At 73.8% G+C, this 17,889-nt stretch carries 14 protein-coding genes; 12 read left to right on the top strand and 2 right to left on the bottom strand.

What is annotated here, in order from left to right:
• The first annotated feature begins 167 nt into the window (after window positions 1-167).
• Entirely contained in the window at window positions 168-1,658 is a 1,491-nt protein-coding gene (locus tag ACF07V_RS18460) for a hypothetical protein (protein WP_392155306.1), read from the top strand.
• A 239-nt stretch (window positions 1,659-1,897) separates the two neighbouring features.
• Here ACF07V_RS18460 and ACF07V_RS18455 read toward each other — a convergent pair whose 3' ends face one another.
• Window positions 1,898-3,376, bottom strand: coding sequence for a PP2C family protein-serine/threonine phosphatase (locus ACF07V_RS18455; protein ID WP_392155304.1), 1,479 nt, complete (start codon window positions 3,374-3,376; stop codon window positions 1,898-1,900).
• A gap of 176 nt (window positions 3,377-3,552) precedes the next feature.
• Between ACF07V_RS18455 and ACF07V_RS18450 the strand changes: the two genes are divergently transcribed.
• From ACF07V_RS18450 to ACF07V_RS18435, 4 genes are all read left to right on the top strand, one after another.
• Entirely contained in the window at window positions 3,553-5,925 is a 2,373-nt protein-coding gene (locus ACF07V_RS18450) for a hypothetical protein (protein ID WP_392155302.1), read from the top strand.
• 46 nt (window positions 5,926-5,971) lie between these two features.
• Window positions 5,972-7,183: a pyridoxal-phosphate dependent enzyme gene (locus ACF07V_RS18445; RefSeq protein WP_392155301.1), complete on the top strand. Its 1,212-nt coding sequence runs from the start codon at window positions 5,972-5,974 to the stop codon at window positions 7,181-7,183.
• 150 nt (window positions 7,184-7,333) lie between these two features.
• Window positions 7,334-7,945 carry a hypothetical protein gene (locus ACF07V_RS18440; protein WP_392155300.1) on the top strand — a complete coding sequence of 204 codons (612 nt, stop codon included), beginning with the start codon at window positions 7,334-7,336 and terminating at the stop codon, window positions 7,943-7,945.
• A gap of 13 nt (window positions 7,946-7,958) precedes the next feature.
• Window positions 7,959-8,480 (top strand): GNAT family N-acetyltransferase, encoded by a 522-nt coding sequence (locus tag ACF07V_RS18435; protein ID WP_392155298.1) that lies wholly within the window; start codon window positions 7,959-7,961, stop codon window positions 8,478-8,480.
• A 385-nt stretch (window positions 8,481-8,865) separates the two neighbouring features.
• Here the strand turns inward: ACF07V_RS18435 and ACF07V_RS18430 are convergent, their stop codons facing one another.
• Window positions 8,866-9,417 carry a YdeI family protein gene (locus ACF07V_RS18430; RefSeq protein WP_392155651.1) on the bottom strand — a complete coding sequence of 184 codons (552 nt, stop codon included), beginning with the start codon at window positions 9,415-9,417 and terminating at the stop codon, window positions 8,866-8,868.
• A gap of 204 nt (window positions 9,418-9,621) precedes the next feature.
• Between ACF07V_RS18430 and ACF07V_RS18425 the strand changes: the two genes are divergently transcribed.
• The 7 genes from ACF07V_RS18425 to ACF07V_RS18395 all read left to right on the top strand — a co-directional run bounded on the left by ACF07V_RS18425 (window position 9,622) and on the right by ACF07V_RS18395 (window position 17,825).
• Window positions 9,622-10,608, top strand: a complete 987-nt coding sequence (locus ACF07V_RS18425; RefSeq protein WP_392155297.1) for a LacI family DNA-binding transcriptional regulator — start codon at window positions 9,622-9,624, stop codon at window positions 10,606-10,608.
• Window positions 10,609-10,682: 74 nt separating this feature from the next.
• On the top strand, window positions 10,683-12,371 hold the full coding sequence (locus tag ACF07V_RS18420) for an ABC transporter substrate-binding protein (RefSeq protein WP_392155296.1): 1,689 nt from the start codon (window positions 10,683-10,685) through the stop codon (window positions 12,369-12,371).
• Window positions 12,372-12,437: 66 nt separating this feature from the next.
• Window positions 12,438-13,415 carry an ABC transporter permease gene (locus tag ACF07V_RS18415; protein WP_392155295.1) on the top strand — a complete coding sequence of 326 codons (978 nt, stop codon included), beginning with the start codon at window positions 12,438-12,440 and terminating at the stop codon, window positions 13,413-13,415.
• A gap of 15 nt (window positions 13,416-13,430) precedes the next feature.
• A complete protein-coding gene (locus tag ACF07V_RS18410; RefSeq protein ID WP_392155294.1) occupies window positions 13,431-14,366 on the top strand; it encodes an ABC transporter permease in 936 nt (311 codons plus the stop codon).
• Window positions 14,363-15,319: an ABC transporter ATP-binding protein gene (locus ACF07V_RS18405; protein ID WP_392155292.1), complete on the top strand. Its 957-nt coding sequence runs from the start codon at window positions 14,363-14,365 to the stop codon at window positions 15,317-15,319. Before ACF07V_RS18410 ends, ACF07V_RS18405 begins: the two co-directional genes overlap by 4 nt.
• Window positions 15,316-16,332, top strand: coding sequence for an ABC transporter ATP-binding protein (locus ACF07V_RS18400; protein ID WP_392155291.1), 1,017 nt, complete (start codon window positions 15,316-15,318; stop codon window positions 16,330-16,332). Before ACF07V_RS18405 ends, ACF07V_RS18400 begins: the two co-directional genes overlap by 4 nt.
• Window positions 16,329-17,825, top strand: coding sequence for a glycoside hydrolase family 32 protein (locus ACF07V_RS18395; protein ID WP_392155290.1), 1,497 nt, complete (start codon window positions 16,329-16,331; stop codon window positions 17,823-17,825). Before ACF07V_RS18400 ends, ACF07V_RS18395 begins: the two co-directional genes overlap by 4 nt.
• Window positions 17,826-17,889: the final 64 nt, after the last annotated feature.

Genomic DNA, 17,889 nt, shown 5'->3' with positions numbered 1-17,889 from the left:
CCCTGGGGAATGAGGGCCGGTCGGCGGGGCGGGGTGGCGCGTTCCTACCTGACACCCGGGCGCGGGTGGCGGAACATCTCGCGCACCCTGGCGAAGCCTGGCGAATTGTCGCCAGGCCTATGACAGGGGGCTACTGTCAACTCAGCCGAGAACCTGGGGGCTTAGACGTGACCGGACAAACCAACACCCGCCTGGCAGACCTGTTCGGCCTGGCCGGCTGGTCCAAGGGCGAACTCGCGAGACTCGTCAACCGGCAGGCGGCGGCCATGGGCCACCCCCAGCTGGCGACCGACACCTCGCGGGTGCGGCGGTGGATCGATCGGGGCGAGACGCCGCGCGATCCCGTCCCCCGGGTGCTGGCAGCACTGTTCACCGAGCGACTCGGCCGTGTCGTGACCATCGAGGACCTCGGGTTCGTACGACACGGGCGCGCCGGAAAGAAGCAGGACGTCAGGAAGACGGAGAACCCTGACGGGCTGCCCTGGGCACCCGATCGTACGGCGGCGGTCCTCACCGAATTCACGGGAATGGACCTCATGCTCAACCGACGCGGCCTGGTGGGCGCGGGTGCCGCGCTTGCCGCCGGCTCCGTACTCAGCAACGCCATGCACGACTGGCTCCAGACCGACCCCGCACGCCAGGGCGCCGCCCCGCGGGCCACCGATCCCCTCCACGCCGACCCCGCTGGGTTCGACCGCTACGAGGCCGCCCCCATCGGGTCGGAGGAGATCGAGGCCCTGGAGCACTCGGTGGAGGTGTTCCGCGCCTGGGACGCCTCCCGGGGCGGCGGCCTCCAGCGCAAGGCGGTCGTGGGCCAGCTCAACGAGGTGGGCGGCATGCTCGCCTACCGTCACGCCGACCACCTCCAGCGGCGCCTGTGGGGCGTCGCCGCCAACCTGGCGGTCCTCGCGGGCTGGATGTCCCACGACGTCGGCCTGGAACCGACGGCGCAGAAGTACTTCGTCATCGCCGCCCACGCGGCGCGCGAGGGCGGCGACCGGCCCCGGGCCGGCGAGGCGCTCTCCCGGGCGGCCCGCCAGATGGTGCACCTGGGCCGCCCCGACGACGCCCTCGACCTCATGAAGCTCGCCAAGTCGGGCTCGGGCGAGCGGGTGCTGCCCCGTACGCAGGCCATGTTCCACACCATCGAGGCCTGGGCGCAGGCGTCGATGGGCCGGGGCCAGGCGATGCGCCGCACCCTCGGCGAGGCCGAGGAACTGTTCGTGTCCGACCGGCAGGACGAGAAGCCGAGCTGGATGCAGAACTTCGACGAGGCCGACATGCACGGCATGCAGGCCCTGGCCTACCGCACGCTCGCCGAGCACGACCCGGCAGCGGCGGTCCCCGCGCAGCGGCACGCCAAGCTGGCGCTCGAACTGCGGCGCGGCGGGCACGACCGCTCGAAGCTCTTCGACCACATCTCGATGGCCTCGGCCTGCTTCATCGCCGACGACCCGGAGCAGGCCGACCGGTACGCCCGGCTCGCCCTGATGTCCATGGGGGACACCTCGTCCCACCGGACCTGGGACCGGCTGCGGGAGATGTACCGGCTCACCGGCCAGTACGCGGGCTACTCGAGGATCGAGAACCTGCGCGAGGAGATCGAGCTGGCCCTCCCGAGGTCCCCCGTCAACCGCCCCAGGACCGGACAGGCCTGAGCCTCCCGGTCCTGCGGGACGGGGAGGATCGGGAGGGTCTCGTCACGGGGGCGGGCCGACGCCGGCGTTTCAGCGGGTGCGGCCGGTTCAGCGGGTGAGGCCAGTTCAGTGGGTGATGCGGACCGGCTTCGGGCGGGCCGAAGTGTCGGGTGACGTGGTCGGCTTCGGGTCGGCGTGTCGGGTGACGTGGTCGGCTTCGGGTCGGCTCGGTCGGTGACCCGAGTCGGCTTCCGTCCGGCTCAGTCGGTGACCCGCACCACCATCACGCAGGCGTCGTCCGCGCGTGACTCCTCGCCGAACTCCTCCACCACGGCGCGCACGCCGTCCTGGGCGTCCCGCGCCTCCGCGAGCCGGGGGCCGAGGGCGAGCAGCCGTCGCGCGCCCGTGTCGTCGTCCGTGCCACTGCCGCGGGTCAGTCCGTCGGTGTGCAGGACCAGCAGGTCACCCGGGTTCAGCCGGGTCTCGACCTCGCCGTAGGCGCCACCGGTCGTCGCCCCGAGCAGGACGCCCTCGGGCCGCCGGAGTGCGTGCCCCGTCCCGTCGCGGAAGAGCAACGGGGCGGGGTGGCCGGCCTGCGCCCAGGTCAGGGTCTGGGCCACCGGGTCGTACCTGCAGCACATCGCGCTGCCGAGCGCGGGCTGTACGGAGGCGTCCAGGAGCTGGTTGAGGTGGCCCATCAGCGCGGCGGGGCGGATGCCTGCGACGGCCATGCCGCGCAGCGCCCCGAGGAGCATGGCCATGGAGGAGGTCGCGGCGACCCCGTGGCCCGTCAGATCGCCGACGGTCAGCAGCGCGTCCCCGTCGGGCAGCGCGAGCGCGTCGTACCAGTCGCCGCCGATCAGACCGGTGCTGGAGGCGGGGAGGTAGTGGGCGGCCACGTCGAGGGGGGCGGGGCCGTCGTGGGCGAAGCGGAGCGAGCCGCGCCAGGGCGGGAGGACCGCCTCCTGCAGCTCGACGGCGACCCGCCGCTCGGTGAGCTCGATGTGGCGGCTTCGCTCCAGGCTGTCCCGGCTCTCGCGGACCGCCCGCTCGCTGCGGCGCAGCTTGCTGACGTCCCGCAGGACGGCCCACATGGAGGCGGTGCAGCCGTCGGTGTCGAGCACGGGTTCGCCGGTCATGTGCACCGTGCGCACCCGGCCGTCCGTCCGCACGATCCGGAACTCGCCGTCGATCGGCTTCCCGTCGATCAGACAGTCCGTCACCATCGACTGCAGGACGGGCTGGTCCTCGGCGAAGACCATCGTGGGCATCTCGTCGAGGGACATCGGGCCGCTCTCGCGGGAGCGCCCGAAGATCTGGAACAGCTCCTCGGACCAGCTGACTTCGTCGGTGAGCAGGTTCCACTCGGCGGAGCCGACCCGGGAGAGCAGCGAGCCGGTCCGGGGCGGGGCCGCCACGCCGTACGCCGTGCCGGGGGCGGTCGCGAGGGAGGTGTCGACCACCCCGTCGATCTCGTCGGGCTGGTCCTCGGGGGCGGCGCTCGCCGGGACACCGGCCCGGAGCTGGCCCAACTGGGCACCCAGATCGTCGAGTTGATGGACCGCCAGGTCGCAGAGGGCGCGCTGCCAGCGCTGCTGGGGATCGTCCTCGTCCGCCACGGCGTCCCGGCGGACGGCGTCCACCTCGCCGCGCAGGCGGCGGGTCTGTGAGATCAGCGCGTCCACCGCGCCCGGCTCCGGCGGCTGGGCGGGGCGGTCCGCGAACAGATGGGACGGCATGTCGTACTCCGATACAGGCGCGGCGCGGCCAAGTGTGGAAGGTGGCCCGTAGACGACTGTTGCACAGCCCGGGACAGCCCGTAAGGGATTTGGCAACACTCGATCCGGTGGTGCTTCTGGCATATGTCAAAGGCCCGGCGATTATCGGACAGGGTGCGACCCGTTACGGTGCTGGGGTGGTGAACGACGACGGAAACGGCACGGTGGGGGCGGCGGCGACGGCCACGGGCGGGGTGGTGGCAGGCGAGTCGGACATGCGTACGGGGGCGGATGCGATGGTGCCGGGTGCTCCGATGCCGGGTGCTCCGATGCCGGGCGCGGAGAACGCGGGTCGGGGTGCGGTGGTCGCCGGCGCGGAGAACGCGGCTCGGGGTGTGGTGGTCGCCGGCGCGGAGAACGCGGCTCGGGGTGTGGTGGTCGCCGGCGCGGGCTCGCCGGCCGCGAGCGCGGTGGGTGCCGCGGTGCTCCTCGCGGCCGCCCCCGCCGGCCGGGGCCGCGCGATGGACGCCGCCTCCGTTCTGCCGGCGCTCGCGGCCGTCCCGCCCGGGGTCCTCACCGGCACCACGGCCGCCACGGTCGTCGAACTCGCCGACCCGCTCGACCCGCAGACCGTCCTGACCCGGGTCCGCGCGGCGGCCGCGAGCCCCGGCCCCCTCGTCGTCTGCCTCGCGGGCCAGCTCCACCTCGACCGCCGCCAGCAGCTGCCGCATCTCGCGCTCGCCCGCACCACCCCGGCGACCCTCCGCTACACGGCGCTGCCCTGGCACTGGCTCGCCGGCGAACTCGGCGTACGGCAGCCCGGGTCGACGACCGTCGTCGCGGACCTCGCGGCCGACCCGGAGGTCTGGCAGCGCCTCACCGCGACGCCCGGACTGCTGCACCTGGGGCCGGGCCCCCTGCTCTACGCGCGCGTGGTCCCCGCCCCGCGCAGGGGCGAGCCCACGACCCCCGAGTACCTGCGCGCCTGGGCCGAACTCTGGCGCTCCGGAGCCCGGTTGGCGCCGTCCGCGGCGCACGCGGAGGCCGCGGCGCGGGCGATGACGGTGGCGCCGACGCCGGAACCGGTGTTCCTCACACCCGGGCCGGTACCGGCAGTGGCGCCACTGCCGGACGCGGCGGTTGCGCCGGGGGCGGCGGTCGGGCCGGTGGCGGAGTCGGTGGTCGGGCGGGTGCCGGTGCCGGGGTCGGTGGCGGTGGCGGGGCCCGTGCCGGGTGCGGCAGCGGCGCCGGGGTACGGGCCCGTCGCGGGTGCGTCGGCCGCGCCGGGGTACGGGCCTGTGGCGGGTTCGGCGGCCGCGCCGGGATCCGGGCCCGTGCCGGGTGCGCCGGCGGGCCCTGCGCCTGCGTCCGTCTCGGCGTCCGTGCCGAGGTCCGGGCCCATGGCGGGTGCGGCAGCGGCGCTGGGGGACGGGCCTGTGGCGGGTTCGGCGGCCGTGCCGGGGTCCGGGCCTGTGGCGGGTGCGGCGGCGGGCCCTGCGCCTGCGTCCGTTTCGGCGTCCGTGCCGAGGTCCGGGCCCATGGCGGGTGCGGCAGCGGCGCTGGGGGCCGGGCCTGTGGCGGGTTCGGCGTCCGTGCCGGCGGCCGTGCCTGTGCCGGGTGCGCCTGCGGGCCCTGCGCCTGCGTCCGTCTCGGCGTCCGTGCCGAGGTCCGGGCCCATGGCGGGTGCGGCAGCGGCGCTGGGGGCCGGGCCTGTGCCGGGTGCGGCGGCCGCGCCGGGATCCGGGCCTGTGCCGGGTGCGCCGGCGGGCCCTGCGCCTGCGTCCGTCTCGGCGTCCGTGCCGGGTTCGGGAGTTGGGCCGGTGTCCGAGACCTGGGGCACGCCCGCGCCCGCTTCGACGGCCCTGTCCGCGCCGGTTGTCGCACCAGACCCTGTCGCGGCTGCCGCGTCGACAACCGGCCCCGCGCCCGCTGGGGCGGCTCAGCGCGCGACCGACCCCGCACCCGTGCCCCGCCCCGAGCCCGCCTCGGTGCGCCCCTCCACACCCGCACCCGTACCTGTACCCCTGCCCGCCGCCCGTCCCGCGCCGCCCTCCGCACCCGCCGCCCGTCCCGCCCCCGCTTCCCTGCCCCCTGTTCCTCCCGGGTTCGTGCCCGTGACTCCTCCCGCGCCCGCGCCCGCCGGGCTGGGCGCGCCGATGGTCGTGGAGGACCCGCATCCCGCGATCCTCGCCGCCGCCAGGGCCGGGCGGCACGGAGAGGCGGCTGCGGTCGCGGCGGCCTGGGAGCACGACGCCCTGCGCCGCCACGGACCCCGGTCCATCGAGGCCGTGCACTGGACGGAGGTCCGGGCCGACCTCGCCCGCCTCGCCGGGGAGCCGGCCCGCAGCTGCGAACTCTGGCTCGCCGCCGCCGAAGCCCGGCTCGGTCTGGGCCAGCGCCCGGACGACCCCGACCTCGAGGGGGCCGTCGACCGGGCCCACCACCAGTGGGAACAGATCGGGGACCGCGACCGGGCCCGGGCCCTCGGCCCCCTGCTGATCGCGACCCGGCGTCGGGTTCCGGGCCGTCGGCCCGGCGCGCTGGCGGCCCTCACCCGCCGCATGGGCTGAAGGGCCCGCCCAGTCCGGAGTTCCCCGTCCCCGAAAGGTCCGACACGTGACAGCCTCGCTCGCCGTCGCCCAGCGCTCGCTCGCCGATCCGTCCGTACGCCACCCGTTGTGGCCGCCGCTCACCCGGGGCTGCCCCGTCACCTCCACCGAGGACGTCGCGTACCCCCTCGACATCGACTACGCCTACGACCGGGTCCCCGCCGACCTGTTCAAGCGCCCGGCCGCCCACGGCCTGGAGCGGTGGGCCCCGCTGCTCCCGCCCCTCGCCGCGCCCGGCCTCGGAGAGGGCAACACGCCCCTGGTCGAACTGGCCGACGGCGTCTGGATCAAGGACGAGTCGCGCAACCCCACCTGGAGCCACAAGGACCGCCTCAACCGGGTCGCGGTGAGCGCCGCCGTCGCGTCGGGGGCGCGGGGGATCGTCGTCTCCTCGTCCGGGAACCACGGTGCGGCGGCCGCCGCGTACGCGGCCCGTGCCGGACTGCCGTGCGCCGTGTTCACCTCCCCGTACGCCCCGCCCGCCGTGGCCTCGCACCTCCGCGCCTACGGAGCGACGGTGCTGACCGTCCCGTACGAGTCGGTACGCCCGTTGATGCGCCGCATCGTCGACGAGCTCGGCTTCCAGAGCGTCAGCAGCGTCACGGACACGGCCCACACGGGGCACCCCTTCGGGCCCGAGGGGTACAAGACCCTCGCGTACGAGCTCGCGCTCGACCTCGGACGCGCACCGGCCGAGGTGCACCTCCCCACGGGGTACGGCGAGTTGCTCTTCGGCGTGGCCAAGGGCTTCCAGGAGCTCGCGCGGCTCGGGGTCACGGACTCCGTCCCCCGCGTGTACGCGGCCGAGCCCGCCGCGGCCGGCGCCCTCACCGAGGCCCTGCGCACCGGCCGGCCCGTCGCCCGCGTCCCGGTCGGACCGACCGCCGCGTACGCCATCGACTGCGAGGTCAACAGCTACCGCGGCGTCCTCGCGGTCCGGGAAACCGGAGGAGCGGCGGCCACGGTGACCGATGATCAGATGGCGGCCGCACGGGCGGAGCTGGCCGCCCAGGGCATCTGGTGCGAGACCTCCTCCGCCGCCGGGCTCGCGGGCCTGCGCGCCCGCGGGCCACGGCAGAACGACGGCCCGGTCGTCTGCGTGGTCACCTCCAGCGGCTACAAGGACATCGCCACGGCGAAGGAGACCTTCGAGCCGACGGCCCCGGACTGGGAGCCGATCAAGGCGGCGCTGACGGCTCGGGAGGCCGGACCGCGCTGACCGTCCCGGCTGAGCTTGCCGATGACGGGCAGGCTCGGCGGGATCTTGTGTGCCTGGATCGGCACATGATGCCGTCCCGTGGCGGGAACTACTGTCTCCCCCTGCGCATGAGCGAGAACAGGGGCGGAAGACGTGGATCGCAAAGGTGTGTTGACGGCACGTCAGGGGCTCATCGTGGCGGTGGTGCTCGCGCCGCTCCTCGGCGGGCTGTCGCTGCTCGTGATGCTGCCGGCGGCACAGCACCTCCGCTCCCTCCGGGACGGCGTCCGGGCCGAGGCGACGCTGCGCACGCCGGGCACGTGCTTCCTGGGGTCCTGCCGGGTCGCGTTCGAGGCCGGCGGGCGGACCGTGGTGGCGGACCTGCCCGTGGGCAGCGGGGCCGGCAGGTCCGAGGCCGGTACCCCGCTGACCGTCCGCTACCGGGCGGACGCTCCCCAGGTGGTGGCCGCCGAGGACGACGTCCACGGCGGCGGGGCGGCCCTGCTGGCCCTACTGTCGGGTGGAGCCGCCCTGCTCCCTCCGGCCTTGGCGATGTGGGGCATGTTCATCGAGGCGCGGCGCCGACGCCCGGCCTCCGCGTCGGCCCCCGTTCCTCAGACGGCGGGACAGCCGCCGGTGTGCGCCGCCCGCCGGGGTTCAGCCGCCCGTCCCCGCCCTGGTTCGCCGCGGGACCCGCCCTGCGCAGCCTCGTCCCCGTCCTCCGCGGCGGCGGCCCCGAGCGCCGCTGAACCGTCCTGCTCCCGGAGAGGGGCCGGGCCCTGAGATGATCGTAGGCGTGACCCTCTCCCCGCACCCCGCCCCGACCCCGGTGCCCGCGCCCCCCGCCGGCCCGCTCGTGACCGAGCGGCTGGTGCTGCGGCCCGTCCGGAGCGGGGACCTGCCGGCCGTGACGCGGCTGTGGACCGACCCGGAGGTACGGCGTCACCTGGGCGGTCCCGTGATCGACTCGGTCATCCGGATCCGCCAGCGGCGTATCGTCGGGGCGGCCGGTTTCCACGCGGTGGTCCGGGCCGAGGACGGGGTCCTGCTCGGGCTCGTCACGGTGGAGGCCGAAGGGCACGGCGGGGAGACGGAGGTCTCGTACCAGTTCCTGCCCGAGCACTGGGGGCGGGGGTACGCGCGCGAAGCCGTCGGCGCGGCCGTGGCGCGGGCGCTGGAGTCCGCGCCGAGCGTGGTCGCGGTCACCCAGGAGGCGAACCACCGGTCCCGTCGGCTGCTGGACGCCGTGGGCCTGGAGCACGCCGAGTCCTTCGTGGAGTGGGACGCCCACCAGGTGCTGTACCGCCGTCACCGCTGACGGCCCGCCCCACCTCGATCCAGCTCCCGCCGCCGGCGCTACCGCCCCGGACCTGCGTCGATCGTGTTCCCGCGGTCGGCGCTGCCGCCCCCGTTCCTGCTTCGGTCGTCCTCCGGCCGGGCGCTGCCGCCCCCGGTCCTGCTTCGGTCGTCCTCCGGCCGGGGCGCTGCCGCCCCCGGTCCTGCTTCGGTCGTCCTCCCGCGGTCGGCGCTGCCGCCCCCGTTCCTGCTTCGGTCGTCCTCCGGCCGGGGCGCTGCCGCCCCCGTTCCTGCTTCGGTCGTCCTCCCGCCGCCGGCGCCGCCACCCCCGTCCTGCTCCGGTCGTGCTCCCGGCGCCGCCACCCCCGTCCTGCTCCGGTCGTGCTCCCGGCGCGGCCACCCCCGTCCTACTTCGGCGTTCCTCCCGCCGCCAGCGCCGCCACCGCCCGTTCCAGTCGCGCCGCCCGCGTCTTCGGCGTGCGGGCCTGCCAGAGGCTGAGGATCACCAGGTAGCGGTCGGTTCTGCCGAGCGCCTCGAAGGCCTCCGCGGCGCCCGGCTCCGCCGCCAGGGCCACCGCCAGGTCGTCCGGCACGGTCGCGTCCTTCTGCGAGGGGTACGCCGCTTCCCACCGGCCGTCCGCCCGGGCCGCCCGCACCTCGGCGAGCCCCGGCTCCCGCATCCGTCCGGCGGCGGTCAGCACCTCGACCTGGCGCACGTTCACCTGCGACCAGAGGCTGCGGGGCCGGCGCGGGGTGATCTTCTGGAGGTAGCACCGCTCGTCCCGCGCCATGCGCTTGCCGGTGATCCAGCCGTAGGCGAGCGTGCTGTCCAGGATCTCCTCCGCGTTCGGCGAGGGCACGCCCGAGCCCTTCCTGCCGAGCAGCAGCCAGACGCCCTGGGTGTCCCCGTGGTGGCTTTCCAGCCATGCCTCCAGCTCCGCCCCGCCGCCGAACGCCATGACCGCGAGCCCCTCGACCGTCTCCACCGGACACCTCTTCCCCACCGTCGGACATCCCTGATGCCCAAGATATTGACAGTGGCCGGAAGACGGCCGTAACTTGCCTGCAACGTCGTACTAACGCGCGTTACTAAAGCGCGTAACCAAGAGCAGCGGCACCGAGGGGGAAACGACATGGCGGCCGGCAGTCCTCGCAGCGTCACCATGAGTGATGTCGCCCGGCGGGCGGGGGTCTCGCGCACGGCGGTCTCCTTCGTCCTGAACGACCGCCCCGGCGCGGCCATCCCGGACGAGACCAGGCGGCGGATTCTGGCCGCGATCGACGAGCTCGGGTACCGCCCCAACGCGGGCGCCCGCGCCCTCGCCGCCCAGCGCAGCGAGTGGTACGGACTGATCACCGAGATCGTCACCGCGCCCTTCGCCGTCGACGTGATCAAGGGCGCCCAGGACCGCGCCTGGCTGGACCGCAAGTTCCTGCTGATCGCCGCGAGCGAGGGCGACCGCGCCCAGGAGGCCGCCGCCCTCGACAAGCTCCTCGAACAGCGGGTGGAGGGACTGCTCTACGCCACGACCTGGCACCGCGCGGTCACCCTCCCCAAGGCCGCCCGCGAGGTCCCCACGGTCCTCGTCAACTGCTACGACGCCGAGGGCGAACTGCCCTCCGTCGTCCCCGACGAGATCGCCGGCGGCCACCGCGCCGCCCGTCGGCTCGTCGAGGCCGGCCACGAGCGCATCGGGTTCATCAACCTCGACCCGGACATCCCCGCCGCCCTCGGCCGCCGCGAGGGCTACGAGCGGGCGCTGCGCGAGGCGGGGCTGCCCCTGGACCCGTCGCTGGTCGTCTCCGGCCACGCGACCGCCGACGGCGGCTACACCGCCGCGTGCGCATTGCTCGACCGCGCCGACCGGCCGACCGCGCTCTTCTGCGGCAACGACCGGATGGCCATGGGCGCGTACGACGCCATCAAGGAACGTGGGCTGCGGATCCCGGACGACGTGGCCGTGGTGGGCTACGACAACCAGGAACTCATCGCCGCCTACCTGCGGCCCAAACTGACCACGCTCGCCCTGCCGTTCGAGGCCATGGGCGCCAAGGGCGTGGACATGCTCGCCGCTCTCGCAGCGGGGCAGCCGCTCGACACCCGCAGGGTGACGGTCGACTGCCCGCTGCTCGAACGCTCGTCGGTCTGACCGCGAATCAGGCCCGTCGAGATCTTCCGTCCCGTCTTCGTCCGGTGTGTTGAAGAGAGGAAAGAGCCACCATTATGACACCCTCCCCTGCCCGTGGCCGAGCGCCGCGGGGGCTCCGCCCCGCCCTCCTGGCGGGCGCCGCGGCGACCGCCCTGCTCCTGACCGGCTGCTCCGGCGGCGCGGGAGCGGCCGGAGCCGGAGACACCTCCGGCAACCAGCTCCTCACCGTCCCCCGCGAGGACATGGGCACCTTCACGCGGAACTTCAACCCCTTCTCGCCGAAGGCCGCGCCCATGACCAAGGAGGCGGTGTACGAACCGCTCATGGTCCACAACCCGGCCGACGGCAAGGACACCCCCTGGCTCGCCACCGCGTGGACCCAGGCGCCCGACGGGAAGTCCGTCGCCTTCACCCTCCGCGAGGGGGTGAAGTGGTCCGACGGCAAGCCCTTCACCGCCGAGGACGTCGTCTACACCTTCGAGCTCCAGAAGAAGCTGCTCGGCGGATTCGAGTACCTGGACAAGGTCACCGCCGACACCCCGCAGAAGGTCACCTTCCACTTCACCAAGCCGTTCTCGCCCTCCCTGTACGAGATCGGCGGGCACTACATCGTCCCGAAGCACATCTGGTCGAAGATCGCCGACCCGGCCAAGGACACCAACGCCACCCCCGTCGGCACCGGCCCGTACACCCGGGTCGACCACTTCCGGAGCCAGTCCTACGAGCTGCGGAAGAACCCCTCGTACTGGCAGCCCGAGAAGCAGCGGATCGCCGGCATACGCCTGCTCGCCTTCTCCGGCAACGACAGCGCCAACCTCGCCTTCACCAACGGCGAGGTCGACTGGACCCAGGCGTTCATCCCGGACATCCAGAAGTCCTTCGTCGCGAAGAACCCGAAGACGAACCACTACTGGTTCCCCACCACCGGCGCGATGATCAACTGGCAGCTGAACACGGCCAAGGCGCCCTTCGACGACCCCGCCCTGCGCAAGGCGCTTAGCCGGGCCGTCGACCGCGCCAAGATCGCCAAGGTCGCCATGAACGGCTACAGCACCCCCGCCGACTGCACCGGCCTGTCGAACGCCTACGACACCTGGCGGGACCGGACCGTCGCCGCCGCCTGCGACTGGACCACGTACGACACCAAGGCCGCCGCCGAGGCCCTCGACGCCGCCGGCTACAAGCTCGGCGCCGGCGGCAAGCGCACCCAGAAGAACGGCAAGCCGCTCACCCTGGACATCTCCGTCGGCTCCGCCTCCTCCGACTGGATCTCTGTCGCCAACATCATCAAGCAGAACCTCGCCGAGGTCGGCGTCACCGCCACCGTGAAGTCCCCGGACTGGTCCGCCGTCGTCTCCTCGTACGAGACGGGCACCTTCGACAGCGGCATCGTGTGGAGCAACAACGGCGCCACACCGTACGAGTTCTACCGCGGCGCCATGGCCACCACCCAGGTCGAGCCGGTCGGCGAGAAGGCCACCGAGAACTACCACCGCTTCGGCGACCCCGGGGCCGACAAGCTCATCGACGCCTTCGCCGCCACCACCGACCCGAAGACCCAGCAGGCCAGGGCGAGCGAGCTGCAGAAGCTGTTCGCCGCCGACGCCCCCGTCCTGCCGCTCTTCCCCGGACCCGAGTGGGGCGCGTACACCGACGCCCGCTTCACCGGCTGGCCGACGAAGGACGACCCGTACGCGACCCTGTCCAACCGGTCCGTGACCACCGTCCTCGTGCTCACCTCCCTCCGGCCCGTCAAGGGCTGACCCACCCCAGGGGGGACGGCCCCCGACGGGGCCGTCCCCACCCCTAGAAACGACAGGGAGCAGACCGTGCGTCTCGTCCTGCGCAACCTGGGGTTCTATCTGATCGCCTTCTGGGCCTCCGTCACCCTCAATTTCCTGCTGCCGCGCTTCATGCCCGGAGACCCCGTCTCCCGGATGTTCGCCCAGGCCCAGGGGACGATGCAGCCCGATCAGATCGCCCAGTTGCAGAAACTCTTCGGTCTCGACGACCGCCCGCTGTGGCGCCAGTACGTCGGCTACCTCCACAGCGTCGCCACCGGCGACCTCGGCATCTCCATCTCACGCTTCCCGACCCCGGTCTCCGAGGTCATCGGCTCCCAGATCGGCTGGACGCTGCTCCTCGGCCTCACCGCCCTGCTCGTCGCCGCCCTCGTCGGCAACCTGCTCGGCGTCCTCGCCGCCTGGCGCCGGGGCGGGATCCTCGACTCCGCGCTCCCGCCGCTGCTGATCTTCGTCGGCTCGTTCCCGTACTTCTGGCTGGCGATGGGCGCCCTCTACCTCTTCGGCGTCACCCTCGGCTGGTTCCCGCTCCGGCACGCGTACGACGTCGGACTCGAACCCGGCCTCGACGCGGCGTTCCTCGGCAACGTCGCCACCCATCTGGTGCTTCCGGCCCTCACCATCGTGCTCGTCTCGATCGGCGGCTGGATGCTCGGCATGCGCAACACCATGATCGCCACCGCCGCCGAGGACTACATCACCATGGCCGAGGCGAAGGGCCTCAGCCCCGCCCGGATCATGTTCCGGTACGCCGCCCGCAATGCTCTGCTGCCGTCCGTCACCAACTTCGGCATGGCCCTCGGCTTCATGGTGGGCGGCGCCCTGCTCACCGAGGTCGTCTTCGCCTACCCCGGCATCGGCTACCAGCTCCTCGCCTCCGTCCAGGCCCTCGACTACCCGCTGATGCAGGGCATCTTCCTCACCATCACGGCCGCCGTCCTGCTCGCCAACTTCGTCGTCGACCTCATCCACGTCCGCCTCGACCCGCGCGTCCGCGTCCGCTGAGGAGGGAACCCCGCCATGTCCGTCCTCGACACCCCGGACACCGCCACGGCCGTGTCCCACGCCCCGCCGCCCCGCCCGCCGGGCACCCCGCGCACCGCCCGCCAGGGGCTCGGGCGCCGGCTCCTCGCCGACCGCAAGGCCCGCGCCGGACTCCTCCTGCTCACCTTCTTCGCCCTGCTCGGCGCGCTCGCCCCGGTCCTCGCGCCCGGCGACCCGTCCCTCATCACCGACCTCGGCGCCACCCCGCCCTCCGCCGGCCACTGGCTCGGCACCACCTCCAAGGGCCAGGACGTCCTCGTCCTCACCCTGTGGGGCACCCGCAGCTCGATGCTCGTCGGCTTCACCGTCGGCGTCGCCGCCACCCTGGTCGCGCTGCTCGTCGGGCTGGCCTCCGCCTACCTCGGCAAGCTCGTCGACGACCTGCTGACCCTCGTCACCAACGTCTTCCTGCTGCTGCCGGGCCTGCCGCTGCTCGTCATCCTCGCCGCGTTCCTGCCGCCCGGCACGACCACCGTCGTCCTCGTCCTCACCGTCACCGGCTGGGCCGGCTCGGCCCGCGTGCTGCGCGCCCAGGCCAACTCCATCCGGGGCAAGGACTTCGTGGCCGCCGCCGTCGTCACCGGCGAGCGACCGCTGCGGATCATGTTCCGGGAGATCCTCCCCAACATGGCGTCCGTGGTCATGACCACCCTGCTCGGCTGCGTCATCTTCGGCATCGGCGCCCAGGCGGGCCTGGAGTTCCTCGGCCTCGGCGACGCCTCCGTCGTCAGCTGGGGCACCAACCTCTACTGGGCGGGGAACGACGGCGCCCTGATGACCGGGGCCTGGTGGGCGTTCGTCCCCTCCGGCCTGTGCATCGCGCTCGTCGCCTTCGCGCTCGCCCTCGTCAACTACGCGGTCGACGAGATCACCAACCCGCGGCTTCGGTCCCGGCGAAGGAGGAAGCGATGAGCACCGACCCCCTCCTCGACGTACGGGGTCTGCGCGTCGAGTACCAGGGCGACGGCCGCAGCGTCGTCGGCGCGGACGACGTGTCGTTCACCATCGGAGCGGGAGAGATCTTCGGACTCGCCGGCGAGTCCGGCTGCGGCAAGTCCACCGTCGCCAACGCCGTCATGCGGCTCCTCGGACCACCCGCCGAGATCACCGCTGGCTCGGTCACCTTCCGGGGCCGCGACGTCCTCGCCATGGACGCCCGCGAACTGCGCGCCTTCCGCTGGCGGGAGATCGCCATGGTCTTCCAGTCCGCGATGAACTCCCTCAACCCCGTCCTCACCATCGGCGAGCAGATCGGCGACATCTTCACCACCCACGAGAAGCTGAGGAAGCGGGCCGCCCGCGACCGCTCCGCCGCACTCCTCGACCTCGTCGGCATCGCCCCCGACCGGCTGAAGGCCTACCCGCACCAGCTCTCCGGCGGCATGCGCCAGCGCGTCGTCATCGCCATGGCCGTCGCCCTCAACCCGTCCCTGCTCATCATGGACGAGCCGACCACCGCGCTCGACGTCGTCGTCCAGCAGGAGATCATGGCGCAGATCCGCGAACTCCAGCAGACGCTCGGCTTCTCCGTCCTCTTCATCACCCACGACATGTCCCTGATGGTCGAGCTGTCGGACCGCATGGGCGTCATGTACGGCGGCCGGCTCGTCGAACTCGCCGACGCCGAGGAGCTGTTCGCGCGGCCCCTCCACCCGTACACCGAAGCCCTGATGAACGCCTTCCCGCCGCTCACCGGGCCGCGCCGGGAACTCAGCGGCCTCTTCGACGCCCCGCGCACCGCCGACAGCTGCGGCTTCCACGTCCGCTGCCCCGACGACCGCGCCGACTGCTCCACGAACATCCCGGACCTGCGCCAGGTGGCCCCCGGCCGCTGGGCAGCCCTCACCGGAGGCACCGCCGCATGACCCTTCTCCAGATCCGCGGGCTCACCAAGGACTTCCCGGTCGGCACCGTCTTCTCCCGCCGCCGCGTCCGCGCCGTGAACGGCGTCGACCTCGACCTCGCCCCCGGCCGCGTCACCGCCCTCGTCGGCGAGTCCGGCAGCGGCAAGTCCACCATCGCCCGCTGTCTCGCCCGCCTCGAACGGCCCACCTCGGGCCGGATCCTCCTCGACGGCGAGGACGTGCTGCGCACCGAACGCCGCCGCGCCTCCCGTGCGTACCGGGGGAAGGTCCAGATGGTGTTCCAGGACCCGTTCGGCTCCCTCAACCCCGTCCACCGCGTCGAGCACTTCCTCACCCGCGCCCTCGTCCTCCACGGCCGGCCCGCCGGCCGGGAACGGCTCGCGGCGCTCATGGAGGAGGTCGGTCTGGCACCCGACATGCTCGACTCCTACCCGCACGAGCTGTCCGGCGGACAGCGCCAGCGCGTCGCGATCGCCCGCGCCCTCGCCGTCGGACCGAGCGTCCTCCTCGCCGACGAACCGACCTCCATGCTCGACGTGTCCGTCCGGGTCGGCGTCCTCAACCTGATGCGCCGGCTGCGCGACGAACGCGGCCTGTCCATGCTGTACATCACCCACGACCTGGGCTCGGCCCGCTACCTCGCCGACACCACCGCCGTCATGTTCGCCGGCGAACTCGTCGAGGGCGGGGACGCGCTCGCCGTCATGGACGCCCCCGCCCACCCCTACACCCGGCTGCTGCTCTCCGCCGTGCCCGACCCGGCCCGGCGCACCGGCTACGACAAGGCCGAGCGCGCCAGGCTGCGGGCCGCCGTCCTGGACCCCGCGTCCTGCCCGTACGACGACGGCACCTGCAGCGCCACCACCCCCGTACGCCACACCGTCGGCGAGGACGGAGGGCAGCCCCACTGGGTGCGCTGCCACCTCTACGCGCCCGCCCACGAGATCGCCCACCGCGTGCTCAAGACCGCCGACGACGCAGCCCCCACGGAAGCCGAGAACACCGCCGCATGACACAGGACCTGATCGCCCCCGCCGTCGAAGAGGGCCTCGCCGAGCGGGCCTTCCGCGACCCGCACCGGCCCCGCTTCCACTTCACGTCCCCCGGCGGCTGGCTCAACGACCCCAACGGGCTCAGCCACTGGAACGGCGTCTACCACCTCTTCTACCAGTACAACCCGCTCGCCCCCGCCCACCACCGCATCCACTGGGGCCATGCCACCTCCGCCGACCTCGTCACGTGGACCGACGAACCCGTCGCCCTCGTCCCCGGCAGCACAGGACCCGACCGCGACGGCTGCTGGTCCGGCGTCCTCGTCGACGACGGGGGAGTGCCCACGCTCGTCTACTCCGGCCGGCACGGCGAGCGCGAACTGCCCTGCGTCGCCACCGGCAGCCCCGACCTGCGGCACTGGACGAAGGACCCCGGCAACCCGGTGATCGCCGCACCCCCGGCGGGCGTCGACATCACCGCGTACCGCGACCACTGCGTGTGGAAGGAGGGCGACGTCTGGCGCCAGCTCGTCGGCTCCGGCATCCGCGGCGAGGGCGGCACGGCCTTCCTGTACGAGTCCCACGACCTGCGCCACTGGCGGTACGTCGGCCCGCTCCTGACCGGCGACGCGAGCCGGGGCACCGCCGCCGACCCCGACTGGACCGGCACCATGTGGGAGTGCGTCGACCTCTTCCGGGTGGGCGGCACCGACGTGCTCGCCTTCTCCGCCTGGGACCAGGGAGCCACCCACCACCCGCTCTACTGGACCGGCCGCTACGAGGGCGACCGCTTCGAGCCGACCGCCCTGCACCGCCTCGACTACGGGCAGAACTACTTCTACGCGCCCCAGTCGACGCGCGACGCGCACGGCCGCCGCATCATGTTCGGCTGGCTCCAGGAGGGCCGTGGCGAGGAGGCCACCGCCCACGCCGGCTGGTCCGGGGTGATGTCCCTGCCGCGCCTCGTCACCCTCGGCCCCGACGGCGCCCTCGCCCAGGCCCCCGTGCCCGAACTGTCACGCCTTCGCCGCGACCACGTGCACCTCGGCCCCTTCGAGGGGGACGCCGATCTGGACGCCGTCCGCGGGGACCAGCTCGACCTGGAGGCCACCCTGCGCCTCGCCCCCGGTGCCACGGTACGGCTCGGAGTACGGGAGACCCCGGACGGCGCCGAGCGGACCGTCGTCGAGCTCGCACGTGACGCCTCCGGCACCTCGGGCACCCTGCGCCTCCACCGCGAGGCGAGCAGCCTGGACCCGGACGTCGACACCGCACCCCGCCACGGCGCCCTGCCCCTCGGCCCGGACGGCACGGTCGAACTCCGCGTCCTCGTCGACCACTCCGCCCTGGAGATCTTCGCCAACGGCCGCGCCCTCGCCGCCCGCGTCTACCCGACCCGCCCCGACCAGGCGACCGGCGTCTCGCTCACCGCCACCGGCCGGGCGACCGTCACCCGCCTCGACGCCTGGCACATGGCCCCGATCGAGACGGCCCCGCGGCCGCTCTGGCCCTGACGGCCCTCCCGGTGCCGGGCCCGTGCCCGGCACCGGCCCCCCTCTTCCGTACAGGCGCCACCCC

The organism is Streptomyces sp. NPDC015661, assembly GCF_043077765.1.
In the GTDB taxonomy this organism is placed as follows: domain Bacteria; phylum Actinomycetota; class Actinomycetes; order Streptomycetales; family Streptomycetaceae; genus Streptomyces.
This window is presented reverse-complemented; position numbering and strand designations above follow the sequence as displayed.

Excerpts from the sequence above, each read along its gene's own strand:
- ACF07V_RS18395 (WP_392155290.1), top strand. The coding sequence starts at position 16,329 with ATGACACAGGACCTGATCGCCCCCGCCGTCGAAGAGGGCCTCGCCGAG.
- ACF07V_RS18405 (WP_392155292.1), top strand. The coding sequence starts at position 14,363 with ATGAGCACCGACCCCCTCCTCGACGTACGGGGTCTGCGCGTCGAGTAC.
- ACF07V_RS18430 (WP_392155651.1), bottom strand. The coding sequence starts at position 9,417 with ATGGCGTTCGGCGGCGGGGCGGAGCTGGAGGCATGGCTGGAAAGCCAC.
- ACF07V_RS18455 (WP_392155304.1), bottom strand. The coding sequence starts at position 3,376 with ATGCCGTCCCATCTGTTCGCGGACCGCCCCGCCCAGCCGCCGGAGCCG.
- ACF07V_RS18425 (WP_392155297.1), top strand. The coding sequence starts at position 9,622 with ATGAGTGATGTCGCCCGGCGGGCGGGGGTCTCGCGCACGGCGGTCTCC.
- ACF07V_RS18400 (WP_392155291.1), top strand. The coding sequence starts at position 15,316 with ATGACCCTTCTCCAGATCCGCGGGCTCACCAAGGACTTCCCGGTCGGC.
- ACF07V_RS18420 (WP_392155296.1), top strand. The coding sequence starts at position 10,683 with ATGACACCCTCCCCTGCCCGTGGCCGAGCGCCGCGGGGGCTCCGCCCC.
- ACF07V_RS18410 (WP_392155294.1), top strand. The coding sequence starts at position 13,431 with ATGTCCGTCCTCGACACCCCGGACACCGCCACGGCCGTGTCCCACGCC.